At 66.2% G+C, this 13,138-nt stretch carries 10 protein-coding genes; 6 read left to right on the top strand and 4 right to left on the bottom strand.

The window, feature by feature from the left end:
• Window positions 1-54 precede the first annotated feature (54 nt).
• The 3 genes from AB4Y73_RS01195 (at window position 55) to menD (ending at window position 5,356) form a co-directional block, all read left to right on the top strand.
• On the top strand, window positions 55-1,089 hold the full coding sequence (locus AB4Y73_RS01195; protein WP_441867532.1) for an o-succinylbenzoate synthase: 1,035 nt from the start codon (window positions 55-57) through the stop codon (window positions 1,087-1,089).
• A gap of 230 nt (window positions 1,090-1,319) precedes the next feature.
• Window positions 1,320-3,386, top strand: coding sequence for a PhoX family protein (locus AB4Y73_RS01190; RefSeq protein WP_441867530.1), 2,067 nt, complete (start codon window positions 1,320-1,322; stop codon window positions 3,384-3,386).
• A 278-nt stretch (window positions 3,387-3,664) separates the two neighbouring features.
• On the top strand, window positions 3,665-5,356 hold the full coding sequence (gene menD / locus AB4Y73_RS01185; protein ID WP_441867942.1) for a 2-succinyl-5-enolpyruvyl-6-hydroxy-3-cyclohexene-1-carboxylic-acid synthase: 1,692 nt from the start codon (window positions 3,665-3,667) through the stop codon (window positions 5,354-5,356).
• Window positions 5,357-5,479: 123 nt separating this feature from the next.
• Here the strand turns inward: menD and AB4Y73_RS01180 are convergent, their stop codons facing one another.
• The 4 genes from AB4Y73_RS01180 to AB4Y73_RS01165 form a co-directional block, all read right to left on the bottom strand.
• Window positions 5,480-6,259 (bottom strand): amino acid ABC transporter ATP-binding protein, encoded by a 780-nt coding sequence (locus AB4Y73_RS01180; RefSeq protein ID WP_441867528.1) that lies wholly within the window; start codon window positions 6,257-6,259, stop codon window positions 5,480-5,482.
• Window positions 6,256-7,200: an amino acid ABC transporter permease gene (locus tag AB4Y73_RS01175; protein ID WP_441867526.1), complete on the bottom strand. Its 945-nt coding sequence runs from the start codon at window positions 7,198-7,200 to the stop codon at window positions 6,256-6,258. The genes AB4Y73_RS01180 and AB4Y73_RS01175 overlap by 4 nt, the downstream gene beginning before the upstream one ends.
• Window positions 7,201-7,235: 35 nt before the next feature.
• A complete protein-coding gene (locus AB4Y73_RS01170) occupies window positions 7,236-8,189 on the bottom strand; it encodes an ABC transporter substrate-binding protein (protein ID WP_441867524.1) in 954 nt (317 codons plus the stop codon).
• Between the two features lie 176 nt (window positions 8,190-8,365).
• On the bottom strand, window positions 8,366-9,739 hold the full coding sequence (locus AB4Y73_RS01165; protein WP_441867522.1) for an isochorismate synthase: 1,374 nt from the start codon (window positions 9,737-9,739) through the stop codon (window positions 8,366-8,368).
• Window positions 9,740-9,844: 105 nt separating this feature from the next.
• Between AB4Y73_RS01165 and AB4Y73_RS01160 the strand changes: the two genes are divergently transcribed.
• From AB4Y73_RS01160 to AB4Y73_RS01150, 3 genes are read left to right on the top strand one after another with little or no spacing between them, the layout of a single operon-like run.
• Window positions 9,845-10,621 (top strand): demethylmenaquinone methyltransferase, encoded by a 777-nt coding sequence (locus AB4Y73_RS01160; RefSeq protein ID WP_441867520.1) that lies wholly within the window; start codon window positions 9,845-9,847, stop codon window positions 10,619-10,621.
• A gap of 5 nt (window positions 10,622-10,626) precedes the next feature.
• Complete coding sequence (locus AB4Y73_RS01155) at window positions 10,627-11,958, top strand: geranylgeranyl reductase family protein (protein WP_441867518.1); 1,332 nt, start codon at window positions 10,627-10,629, stop codon at window positions 11,956-11,958.
• Window positions 11,955-13,055: a polyprenyl synthetase family protein gene (locus AB4Y73_RS01150; protein ID WP_441867516.1), complete on the top strand. Its 1,101-nt coding sequence runs from the start codon at window positions 11,955-11,957 to the stop codon at window positions 13,053-13,055. Before AB4Y73_RS01155 ends, AB4Y73_RS01150 begins: the two co-directional genes overlap by 4 nt.
• Window positions 13,056-13,138: the final 83 nt, after the last annotated feature.

Below are 13,138 nucleotides of genomic sequence, written 5' to 3'. Positions count from 1 at the left end.
GTCGGCCTCGGCTCCCGCACTGAACGTTGTCCAGGGCGCTTGTACAGTGAACCCATGCCTTCCTCGGTCCCGCCCGCTCTGCCGTCGTCTCTGCCGTCCTCCCTCCCGTCCCTCGAGGGACTGCTGGCCTCCGCGCATGTGGTGAGCCTGCCGATGCGCGTAAAGTTCCGCGGCATCATGGAACGCGAAACCCTGCTGCTGCGGGGCCCCGTTGGCTGGGCGGAGTTCTGCCCGTTCCCCGAATATGACGACGCCGAGGCCTCCCGCTGGCTGGCCGCCGCCATCGAAGCCGGCTGGCAGGGATTCCCCGCTCCCGTCCGGTCGGTCATCCCTGTAAACGCCACCGTCCCGGCCGTCCCTGCCGAGCAAGTGCCCGAAGTTTTGGCCCGGTTCGGCCGGGTTGACGCCGTCAAGATCAAGGTGGCCGAACGCGGACAGACCCTCGACGACGACGCCGCCCGGGTGGGTGCAGTGCGGGCTTTACTGCCGGAAGCAGCCATCCGGGTGGACGCGAACGGGGGCTGGGACGTGCCTTCTGCCGTCCGGGCGCTGACCCGGCTCGCCGACGTCGGACTTGAATACGCGGAGCAGCCGGTGCCTTCCATCGAGGGGCTGGCGGAGGTGCGGCGCCGGTTGCGGGACTCCGGGACGCCCGTGCTGATCGCCGCCGACGAAAGTGTGCGCAAGGAATCCGACCCCCTGCGCGTGGCGCGCGCCGGCGCTGCCGACCTGCTGGTTGTTAAGGTTGCACCGCTCGGGGGAGTGCGGCGCGCGCTCGACCTTGTGGCTCAGGCCGGGCTGCCCGCCGTCGTGAGTTCCGCTCTGGACACGTCCGTGGGCATCCGCGCCGGGCTGGCGTTGGCGGCTTCGTTGCCGGAGTTGCCCTACGCGTGCGGGCTGGGGACAGTGTCACTGTTCACCTCCGACATCACTTTGGACCCGCTGGTAGCTGACGACGGCGCCATCCGCCTCCGCGCCGTCGAAGCCGACCCCGGGCTGCTTTCGCGGTATGCCGCTTCCGCCGAACGCCGCGACTGGTGGCTGGCCCGGCTCCGCCGCGTCCACGCGACCCTCGCCGCCGCCTCCTGACCCTCCCACTGCCGCCGCCTCCCGCCTCCCGCCTCCCGCCGCCAGGACGCTCTCTCATTTAACGCAGGTTTTCGGGAAACGCTCTATCACTTAACGCGGGTTTTCTGGAAACGCTCTCGCAGTTTCTGCAGGTCACCGGCGGTTAACCGGAACTTCATCTGGCTGACGACTTGGGGTCGGAACCGGCTGACAGGGTGGGCGGGACCCGATCGTCTTTTTGGAGGCAAACCTTGTCTGAAACGACAAACCGCAAGTTCAACCTGCTGCCCATGCTTGGCCACACGAAGGGTAAGCGCAGTGCTGTCACCTGTGCCCTGAAGTGCGACAACGCCTGCGCCGGCGATGTCTGCAACACCAGCTCGAACAGCTACTTCCGCGACATTGCGTCCGCCACTATGTCCCGCCGCGCCGCCCTTGGCTTCGGCGCCGCCGGTGCCCTCGCCGTCGTACTCGGCAACGCCGTTGCCTCAGCGGAACCGGCCGTTGCCGGTGGCCCCGGGCTGGCGCCCGCCGCAAAGGAAGGCTTCAGCAAGTCGAAGCTGAAGTTCACGCCGATCGCTCCCGTGGACAAACTGGTGGACGCCGTTACTGTCCCTGAAGGTTTCACCTGGCAGCCCGTGATTCGCTGGGGTGACCCCATCTTCAACGGCGCACCGGACTTTGACATCAACAACCAGACGGCCGCCGCACAGGAAAAGCAGTTCGGCTACAACAACGACTACTCGGACATTATTGAGATCCCGGACACCAAGGGCCGCCGCGCCGTTCTGTTCGCCAACCACGAGTACACCAACGAGGGAATCATGTTCCCCCCCACGATGCCGGCTGCGCAGATGCGCGCTGTGGGACAGGCCGCGCACGGACTGTCCGTCGTCGAGTTGGAACGCAAGAACACCACCAAACCGTGGACCTACGTCAAGGGCGCGCAGCTGAACCGCCGATTCCTGAACAGCACGGTCTACGAACTGACCGGCCCGGTTGCGGATTCGTCGCTGGTGAAGACGGCTGATGACAAGTCAGGCCGCTTCATCAAGGGCACCCTGGGCAACTGTTCCGGCGGAACCACCCCGTGGGGCACCATCCTCTCCGGCGAAGAAAACTTCAACGGCTACTTCGTCGCCCCCGGCACCTCTGAGTACGACAAGCGCTACGGCCTCACCAGCAAGGCAACCGCCCGCCAGTGGGAAATTGACGATCCCCGCTTCGACACCCGCAAGCCGGGCTACGAAAACGAAGCCAACCGCTTCGGCTACATCGTCGAAGTCGACCCCTTCGATCCCACCTCCACCCCGAAGAAGCACTCCGCGCTGGGCCGCTTTAAGCACGAGGGCGCCAACGTGATCATTGCCGAGAACGGCAAGGTTGTGGCCTACTCCGGCGACGACGAGCGCTTCGACTACCTCTACAAATTTGTCTCACGGGACTTCTACAAAGAGGGCGACCGCAAGCACAACATGACGCTGCTCTCCGCCGGCGACCTGTATGTAGCGAAGTTCACGGGCAACTCTGCTGACTTCAAGGCCAGCGAGGTTCCGGCGGACGGCTCGTTCGATGGCACGGGTCAGTGGCTGCCCCTTGTGGTCAACGGCGAGTCCAAGGTGGACAAAATGAGCGTCGAGGAAGTTCTGGTCTACACCCGCATCGCGGCCGACAAAGTGGGCCCCACCAAGATGGACCGCTGCGAGGACGTACAGCCGAGCCTGCACACCGGCAAGGTCTACGTCGCGTGCACCAACAACAGCAAGCGCGGCATCGAGGGCAACGTCTTCGCCGACGAGGCCAACCCCCGCAACAAGAACAAGGACGGCCACATCGTCGAAATCACCGAGGTCGGGGGCCAGGACTCCACGACGTTCACCTGGAACCTGCTCATCGTCTGTGGAGATCCCGCCGTCGACAAGTCCACCTACTTCTCGGGGTTCCCGGCGGACAAGGTCTCGCCCATCTCCTGCCCGGACAACCTCGCGTTCGACTCCGTAGGCAACCTGTGGATTTCCACCGACGGCGCCCCCTCCGGCATCGGCAAGGCCGACGGACTCTTCAAGGTCACCCTCGAAGGCACCGAGCGCGGCAATGTGGAGCAGTTCCTCGCCGTACCGCGTGAAGCCGAAACTTGCGGCCCGATCGTGCACGACGAAGAGCGGACCGTCTTCGTTTCCGTGCAGCACCCGGGCGAAGAGGGTTCGTTCGCGGCGCAGCGCTCCTTCTTCCCGGACTACGTTGCGGAAGGTGCGACGCCGGCACGCGGGCAGGTGCGCGCACCCCGCCCGTCCGTGATCCAGGTGTTCGCCGGCTAGCCTTCCCGCGACCCTCCCGGTGGGACGCTCTCTCACTTAATGCGGGTTTTCCACCAACGCTCTATCACCTCCTGTTGCCCCGGCGGCGGGAAGTGATAGAGCGTTTGGTTTAAAGCGACATTAAGTGAGAGAGCGTCCGGGGGTGGCAGACTGGTTCGGTGACTTCGCTGAACGACCCCGCCCCTTCCTCGCCGGACCCTGCATCCGCCCCGGGCGCCGCCTCCTCGCCGGCCCCTGCTTCTTCGCCTGCCCCGGGCGCCGCGGCTGCGGCCGAACCTTTGTTGACTTCGCTCGAGGCGGCGCGGATCGCCGTCGAGGCCCTGGTCGACGGCGGTGTGGAGTATGTGGTGGTCTCGCCGGGGTCGCGCTCGGCTCCGATGGCGTATGCGCTGGCAGAGGCCTCCGCGGCGGGACGGGTGGAGCTGCTGGTCCGGATCGACGAGCGGTCAGCCGGCTTCACGGCCCTGGGCCTCGCCTTGTCCACCGGCTCCCCGGCGGCCGTCCTCACCACGTCCGGCACCGCCGTCGGGAACCTCATGCCGGCCGTGATGGAGGCCAACCATGCGGCGGTCCCGCTGGTGGTGCTGTCCGCGGACCGGCCCGTGGAGCTGCTGGGCACTGGTGCCAACCAAACCACCATCCAGCTGGATCTGTTCGGCGAGCACGTCCGGTTCGCGGCCGATGTTCCCGCCGGCAGCAGCCCGCTCCGAGCCGTGGAGACGGCGCTCTCCGCCGCCACCGGCGCGTTCTCCGACCTCGCTCCCGGTCCCGTCCAGCTGAACCTGGGCTTCCGCGACCCGCTGGTACCGGCGCCGGGGGAGCAGCTTCCGACGGCGGCTGGCCGGCAGAAATTCCGCATCGCCACCGAGCCGCTCACCATGAACCTGCCGCCGGCCGCTTCTTCGCTCAGCGAACGCCGCACCGTGGTGCTGGCAGGGCACGACGCCGGGCCTGTCGCCGAAGCGTTCGCCCGCGCCCACGGCCTTCCCTTGCTGGCCGAGCCGTCCTCCAACGCCCGCTTCGGGCCGAACGCGGTGGGCCCGTACCGGCTGCTGCTGCAGCACTTCGGACCGGGATCGGCGCAGCCGATTGAGCGCGTCGTCCTCTTTGGCCGGCCCACCCTTTCCCGGCCGGTTTCTGCGCTTCTTGCCCGGGCCGACGTCCCTTCCGCCCTCTACCAGCCGGTTCCCGTGGCCTGGTACGAGCCCGGCCGGCGCACGGAACTGCCGCTGGAAAGCCTGGCGGACCTTGCCGAGTTTGCCGGCCGCGGCCCGTCCGACTGGCTGGATACCTGGCTGCTGGCTGGGTCCGCCGCGCAGCACGCCCTCGACGGAGTCCTGGCCGCAGAACACGCCGCTCTCGGCCCGGCGGTGGGCGCGCTCGTGTGGGGGAATGCCCGCGGCCAGTTGGTGCTGGGCTCGTCGAACGGCATCCGCGACGTGGATCTCGCTGGTCTTCCCGCCGCGGAGCCGGCGGCCACCGTCTACGCCAACCGTGGCCTGGCCGGGATCGACGGCACCGTCTCCACCGCCACCGGAATCGCGCTCGGCGGCCGGCAGGAAACCACGCTGCTGCTCGGCGACGTCACGTTTTTGCATGACGCCGGCGGCCTGCTCCTGGGCCCGGGCGAAGCTGTGCCGGACCTGAGGATCGTGGTGCTGAACGACGCCGGCGGGGCTATTTTCGACCTGCTCGAGCACGGCGCGGTGCGGGAAGCGGGAGGCTACACGGACGCCGTCGAACGCCTGTTCAGCACCCCGCACGCAGTGGACCTTTCGGCACTCGCCGCAGCATACGGCGTCGGGCACTGCGCGGTAAGTACGACGGCGGGCCTCGCCGAAGCGCTTGCCGCGCCGATCCAGGGCCGCAGCATCGTCGAAGTCCGCACGGACCGGGTAGGCCTACGGGACCTGCACGCCCACATCAGGGCTGCCGTGTCTGCCGCCGTCACAGGTGTCCTCGGCGGCTGAGCCCGCCCCACTTAAAGCAACGCCAGGTTAACGCAACGCGGGGTCACTTTCCGCCCTTCCCCGGCGGGATATTGGGCGTGAAGTGACCCCGCGTTGGTTTGGGGCGTGGCTGCCTGGTTGGGATTAGAGGACCCGGCTCAGGAACTCCTGGGTACGGGGGTGCTGCGGGTTGGCCAGGAGCTCGCGGGGATCGCCCGACTCAACCACCACGCCTCCGTCCATGAACGTCAGGCGGTCGCCCACCTCGCGGGCGAAACCGATCTCATGGGTCACCACGATCATGGTGATGCCCGTCTTGGCGAGGTCCTTCATGACATTCAGGACGTCTCCCACAAGTTCGGGATCCAACGCGGACGTGGGCTCGTCGAAGAGCATCAGCTTCGGGTCCATGGCCAGCGCACGGGCGATCGCCACGCGCTGCTGCTGGCCACCGGAAAGCTGCGCAGGGTAGTGGTCCGCGCGGTCCGCCATGCCCACCCGGTCCAGCAGTTCCAAGGCCCGCTTCCGTGCGGATTCCCGGGACTGGCCCTTGACGTGCATGGGCGCTTCCATGATGTTGTACAGGGCAGTCTTATGCGGGAAGAGATTGAACCGTTGGAACACCATGCCGATGTCCCGGCGTTGGGCCGCGATTTCCTTGGTCCTCAGGTCATGGAGCCGGCCGTGGACTTCGCGGTAGCCAATCAGGCTGCCGCCCACGGAAATCCGCCCGGCGCTGATGGTCTCCAGCAGGTTCACGCAGCGCAGCATCGTGGACTTTCCGGAACCCGACGGACCGATGACCACGGACACCTCGCCGTGGTTGACGGTCAGGTCGATGCCGCGCAGCACATGGTGATGGCCGAAGTACTTGTGCAGGCCTTCGATTTTTACGAGTGGCGTTGCTGTTGCAGTTGTCGTCATATGGATTCTCCTCCGCCGGACAGCTTGGGTGCACCCATGCCAGCTGCTGCAGCCTTGGCCGCCTCCATGTTCACTGGCGCGGGGGAAAGATTGTCCACGCCCTTGCCGTAGTACGCCTCAATGAAATGCTGGCCCACCATCAGCAAGCTAGTGATCACCAGGTACCAGATGCCCGCAACGATGAGCAGGGGAACCGGCAGGTAAGTCCGGTTGGCCAGCGTATTAGTGGCGAACGTGAGGTCCAGCGTGAACGGCACAGCCAGGACCAGGGACGTGGTCTTGAGCATGCCGATGGTCTCGTTGCCCGTGGGCGGAACAATGACCCGCATGGCCTGCGGCAGGATGATCCGCCACATGATCTTGGCCTTGCCCATGCCCAGGGCCTCGGCGGCTTCCATCTGGCCCCGGTCAACGGACTTCAAGCCTGCCCGGAAGATTTCGGCCAGGTACGCGGACTCATTCAGGCCAAGGCCCAGGATGGCCGCCGCAAGTGCGGTGATGACCGTGCTGGTGTCCACGCTGAACAGCTCGGGCCCGAACGGGACACCGGCGCTGATCTTCGGGTACAGGACGGAAACCAGGCCCCAGAAGATGAGCTGGGTGTACACAGGCGTGCCCCGGAAGAACCAGACCCACACCCAGCTGGACCAGCGGAACACCGGGTTGTCCGACTGGCGCATGAAGGCCAGCAGGATCGCGAGGACAATTGCCAGGATCATGGAGGCGACAGTCAGCAGCAGGGTCCAACCGACGCCCTGGACCACGTTGACGTCCAGGATGTAAGTGCCCACCGTGTCCCAGTGGAAGTTGGGGTTGGTGACCAGGCTCTGGAGGACCAGGACCAGGACGCCGATGATCACGACGGCGCTGATCCACCGGCCGGGGTGCCGTACCGGTACCGCTTTATTTAGTACCGGTGATTCTTCAGGTGGATGTTGCATGCTTGGGCCCGTTTTTTGGTCGGTTACCGGTTCGCTCAAGACGTGGCCGGGTTGACTTCTGACTTGGTGATGGCGCCGTCAGCGTTACCCCAGCCCTCGAGGATCTTCTTGTAGGAGCCGTCCGCGATCAGCTTGGTGACCGTCTTCTGGATCACGTCGGCCAGGGCCTTATCCGACTTCACCACGGCGATGCCCTGGGGAGCGGCGTCGTAGACGTCGCCGAGCTTTTCCAGCTGGCCGTTCGTCTGAGCGAGGGCGTAGCCGATGATGGGGGAGTCGGCGGCCATGGCATCGATGCTGCCATTGACCAGCCGGGTGGTGACGTCGGTCTGGTTCTTCAGCGTGACGACGTTGATGGCCGGTTTGCCGGCGTCCGTGCATTTCTTGGTGCGTCCGGACAGGTCCGGATCTTCCTGGACTGTGCCGGTCTGGACGCCGATGTTCTTGCCGCAGACGTCATCGAGGGAGAACTTCTTCGGATTGCCCTTCTGGACGGCCCATGCGGTGCCGGCGTTGAAGTAGCTGACGAAGTTTACTGCCGCGAGGCGCTCCGGGTTGATCGTGAAGGAGGAGATACCAAGATCGTACTTCGGGCCGAGCGCGGGCAGGATGCCGGTGAATTCAGCCGTCTGGACCTGGACCTTGAGCCCCAACGTGGCGCCGATCGCCTTGGCGATGTCGACGTCGTACCCTACCGGGGTCTGACCGTCCGAGCCAAGGAACTCGGCCGGTGCGTAGCTGGTGTCCGATCCGATGGTCAGGGTGCCCTTGGACTTGATGGCCTCCGGCAGCTGGGCAGCCAGCGAGTCATCCTTCTTGATGGTGCTCGGGTCGAAGCTGGCCTTTGCGCTCCCCGACTCGGTAGACCCGCCGCCGGGTGCGGCGTTCTGCGACGCGTTGGTGCAGCCGGTAAGCGCGAGCGCGCCGATGGCGAGAACGGTAGCAGCCTTGAGCGTGGAGCTGCCCAGGAGCGAACGGGAAATGTGCATGTGTCTTTTACCTTTTGTTGCGGACGGAATGCATACCTAAAGCGCCTCATAGTGTATCGCGCGCCGAGAGATGTGCGTCACAGATAACTTTGTTTCACTATTGGATAACTAATGCGGAGTGTTATGCAAGAGTCTAGGGCGCGGCGCCGTCTGGAATCCCGGACGCCCCGCCCCAGCTAGTTCGAGATACCGAGCGACTCCAGCATTGGCCGGAACTTCGCCCACGTCTCGGCCAGTTCGGCCTCGGGCAGGGAGCCGTCAACGATTCCACAACCGGCATATAACCGGACGGTATGCGGATCCTCGATGACCGCGCCGCGCAGTGCGATGCCCCATTCGCCGTTGCCGGCCGCGTCGAGCCAGCCCACCGGACCGGCATAGGGCCCGCGGTCCAAGTGCTCGAGCTTGCGGATCAGGGCGCCCGCGACTCGTGTGGGGGTGCCGCAAACGGCGGCCGTCGGATGCAGCGCGTTGATCAGCGCAAGGCACGTGGGCACGTGGCCCTCCACCTCGGCAAGCTCCGCCTTCACGTCCGACGCCAGGTGCCACACATTGGGCAGCTCCAGGATGAAGGGTTCGTCGTGGGCGTTCATGGCCTCGGAAAACGGCGCCAGCTGCGAGGTCAGGGACTGGATGGCGATTTCGTGCTCGTGCCGCTGCTTCTCCGACCCGGCCAGCACGCGCTCGGCATAGTCCATGGGGATCCCGTCCTCGCCATGTGCGTCCCGTCGGTCCAGCGTGCCCGCCAAAACGCGCGCCTGGGCGGTGCGGCCCTCCACCTGAATCAGCATCTCGGGCGTCGCGCCCACCAGTCCGTCCACCCCGTACGTCCAGCATTCGCGGTACCGGACGGCAAGTTCGCGCAGCACCTTCGCAGCGTTCACGCCCGACGGAACCGTGGCCACGATATCCCGCGCCAGCACGAGCTTCTCCAGCGCCCCGGTGCGGATTTCCTCCACCCCGGCAGTCACCGCGGCCATCCAGTCTTCCTCGCTCAGCGACCCCGTATGGAGCGTCGCTCCACCGTCCTGCTGGAAGGGAAGTACGACGCCGTCACTGGCCTCGGCGGGGACCCCACCGGGGGTGCCGCCTGCCACGGCGGGCGCAGCACCCGTGCTGCCAGCGCTCAGCCAGCGGTCCAGTGCGGTGAGGGCGCCCTCTTTGGTGAGTTCGCCGTCGTCGAACGTGAGCTGGGTGAGCCAGTACTGGCCGTCCCGCACGCCCACCACGATCTCCGGCACTATCAGGCGCGATTCGTGGGCGGATTTTTTGGAGAAGGCGAAGGAGCCGAAGGCCACGGGCCCGGTGCCGGGCAGGGCAACCGAGTCTGTGATGTCTGCTTCGAGGACGAGGTGGCGCCACCAGATGTCGGCCTCAAGGAACCGTTCCGGCCCGGTTGCGGTGAAACGACTGATCTCACCAAAGCCCACCAGGCCGGCTTCGCGGCGGGTCCAGCAAAGGACGTCGTCCCGGACCAGGAACTGCGGAAGCCCGCCGGCAGACGCGTTGCCATCCAGGGGGACCGTGAGGGTGCGGAACGTGCTCGTCATGATGAGACAACAGTACTCTGCACGCTACTCGGCGGTACTTTCAGCCCACAGCCCAAGATTTGCGCACAGTTAGGGGGCCTGCAGAACATTTGAGACAATGACGGAGTGAACCGAGCATCCTTGGATAAGCGTCCGGACGAAGTAGCCACGATGTTTGACGACGTCGCACCTAAATACGACGTCGTCAACGATGTTCTGTCGATGGGACAGACGCGCCGCTGGCGCAAGATTGTGGTGGATGCCGTGGACGTGCGTCCCGGCCAGCGTGTGCTCGACCTGGCAGCCGGAACCGGCACGTCCAGCGAGCCATATGCCGATGCTGGCATAGATGTGGTTGCGTGTGATTTCTCCCTGGGCATGCTCAAGGTGGGCAAACGCCGCCGCCCGGACATCAACTTCGTTGCCGGTGACGCCACCAACCTGCCTTTCGCGGACAACAGCTTCGACGCGAGCACCATCTCGTTCGGCCTGCGCAACGTCAACGAGCCCAAGAAGGCGCTCGCCGAAATGCTTCGCGTCACCAAGCCCGGCGGCAAGCTGGTCATCGCCGAGTTCTCGGCGCCCGTCGTTCCGCTCTGGCGAACGATGTACACCGAATACCTCATGCGTGCCCTCCCCGCCATCGCAGTGAAGGTCGCCTCGAACCCAGACGCGTATGTTTACCTCGCCGAATCCATCCGCGCCTGGCCGGACCAGGACCACCTGGCCGCGTGGCTGCAGGAATCGGGTTGGGAAAAGGTCACCTACCGCAATCTGACCGGCGGGATCGTGGCCGTCCACCGGGCAACCAAGCCACTCGAATCAACTCCTGACGGCAGCGCTGCCGCCATTGCCGCGCACAAGGGCCCCGTGGCCAAGCTCCGCCGCAACATCACCCGCTGATACCTGTGAACATACTGATTGTCGGCGCCGGGCCGGCCGGATCCACCGCTGCCTACTATCTTGCCAAGGCGGGCCTCAGTGTGACCGTCCTGGAGAAGACCAGCTTCCCGCGCGAGAAGATCTGCGGCGACGGCCTCACCCCCCGCGCGGTCCGCGAAATTCAGAAGCTCGGCCTGCCGCACCCGGAATCTGATGGCTGGCGCCGAAACAAAGGCCTGCGGCTCATTGCCGGCGGCCGGACTATCGAACTGCCGTGGCCCGAGGTATCCGACTTTCCCCAGTACGGCCTGATCCGCACCCGCCTGGGCTTCGACGAGGAACTGGCCCGGCACGCGCAGGCCGCAGGCGCCCTCGTGTTGGAGCGCCACAGCGTCGCTGAAGCCCTGCGCTCGGAAGACGGCCGCGTGACCGGTGTCCGCGCAGCGCTCCTGGACGAGTCCGGTCGTAAGACGGGGGAGACGCGCGACTTCAGTGCCGACGTCGTACTTGCCGCGGACGGAAACTCCACGCGAACCGCGGTGTCCCTCGGAATCCAGAAGCGCGATGACCGCCCCCTCGGCGTAGCGGTGCGAACCTACTTCGCCAGTCCGCGCCACGACGACGACTGGATGGAAGGCTGGCTGGAACTCCCCGGCCGCGACGGGAAACTGCTCCCCGGCTACGGCTGGGTGTTCGGCGTCGGCGACGGCACCTCCAACGTAGGCCTCGGCATCCTGAACTCCTCCAAGGAATTCGGCAAGCTGGACTACAAGCAGGTCCTGCGCGAATGGACCGCCGCGATGCCTGCCGAGTGGGGTTTCACGCCCGAGAATCAAGTGGGCGAAATCCGCGGCGCCGCCCTGCCCATGGGCTTCAACCGCACGCCGCACTACTCGCCCGGCCTCCTGCTCCTGGGCGATGCCGGGGGCATGGTGTCCCCGTTCAACGGCGAGGGCATTTCCTATGCCATGGAGTCGGCGCGGTTCGCGGCCGAGTTCATCATTGACGCCTCCGCGCGCTCCGTTTCGGCGGGACCAACGTACGACGCCGACGCGCACCTTGCAGGCTACGCGGACTATGTGCGGGGCCAGTGGGGATCGCACTTTACCCTGGGCCGCGCGTTTGCCGCGCTGATCGGAAAGCCCGCCGTCATGAAGCTCGCGCTGCGGACCGGGATGCCGATTCCTGTGCTGATGCGCTTTGTGGTGCGGCTGCTCGCCAACCTGACCGATCCGGCGGCGAAGGGCTTTGAGGACAGGGTCATCCGCGTCCTGGAATCGCTGGTCCCGGCCACGTCCAACACCCTTTCGGCTACGAACCAGCGGTATCCGCAACAAAAAGTTAGGGTTAACCAGTGACCAACTCTGCAGACCACAGCTGGACGCATGCCGGGCACGGCCTGCGTGACTCCGAACCCAGCCTCAATACCACCGCCATCGCCACGGCACTTCAGCTGCCAGCAGGCTTCGCTGCGATCGCGGAGGACGCCGAACTGGGTCCCGCCATCACCACCAACCTGGCCCGGGTGGAGAAGAAGCTGCGCGAAGCCATCGCCAACTCCGATCCCCTTGCTGACGCAACGTCGCGCCACCTGGTGGAGGCCGGCGGCAAGCGTGTGCGGCCGCTGCTGACCCTGCTGTCCGCCCACCTCGGTGACGCCTCCCTTCCTGCTGTGGTGCAGGCGGCGGTGGTGGTTGAGCTGACCCACCTGGCCACGCTTTACCACGACGACGTCATGGACTCCGCCCCGTTCCGCCGCGGCGCCCCCACGGCCCACGAAGTCTGGGGCAACTCCGTAGCGGTCCTCACCGGCGACCTCATCTTTGCCCGCGCCTCCATCCTGGTGTCCGAGCTCGGGGGGCGTGCGCTGGGCATCCAGGCCCGGACGTTCGAGCGCCTGTGCCTGGGCCAGCTGCACGAAACCGTCGGCCCGCGCCCGGACGAGGACCCGGTGGAGCACTACCTGTCCGTCATCGCGGACAAGACCGGCTCCCTGGTTGCGGCGTCCGGACAGTTCGGTGCCATTTTCTCCGGCGCCGACCCCACCTACGAGGACGTCCTGGTGGAGTACGGCGAGAAGGTTGGCGTGGCCTTCCAGCTTGCCGACGATGTCATCGACGTCACCGGGGTGAAGGTCAAATCCGGCAAGTCGCCGGGGACCGACCTCCGCGAAGGCGTCCCCACGCTGCCCGTACTGTTCCTGCGCCGCGACGCCGCGGCAGGCGACCAGTCCGCCGTCGACCTTTTGAAGCTCATTGACGGGGACCTGACGTCCGACTCTGCTTTGGCGGCTGCCGTTGCAGGCCTGCGCGAGCACCCCGTCACGGCCGAGTCCTGGGTGGTTGCCCGGCGCTGGGCCGACGAAGCAATCGCCGCGCTTGCGCCGTTGCCCGAGGGCGTTGTGAAGGACTCGCTCTCCAACTTCGCGCTGGCCGTGGTGGACCGCGCCAGCTGATTCTGCTGTTAATTGAAGCGGGGCCCTGCCGGGATTGACCTTGGTGGGGCTCCGCTTTTTGCTGCCCGCGGTGCGGTCCGGTG

The organism is Pseudarthrobacter sp. TAF60_1 (genome assembly GCF_052113505.1).
Classification (GTDB): Bacteria; Actinomycetota; Actinomycetes; order Actinomycetales; family Micrococcaceae; genus Arthrobacter.
Note: the sequence above shows the minus strand (reverse complement) of the source record. Positions and strands in the feature narration are given on the sequence as shown.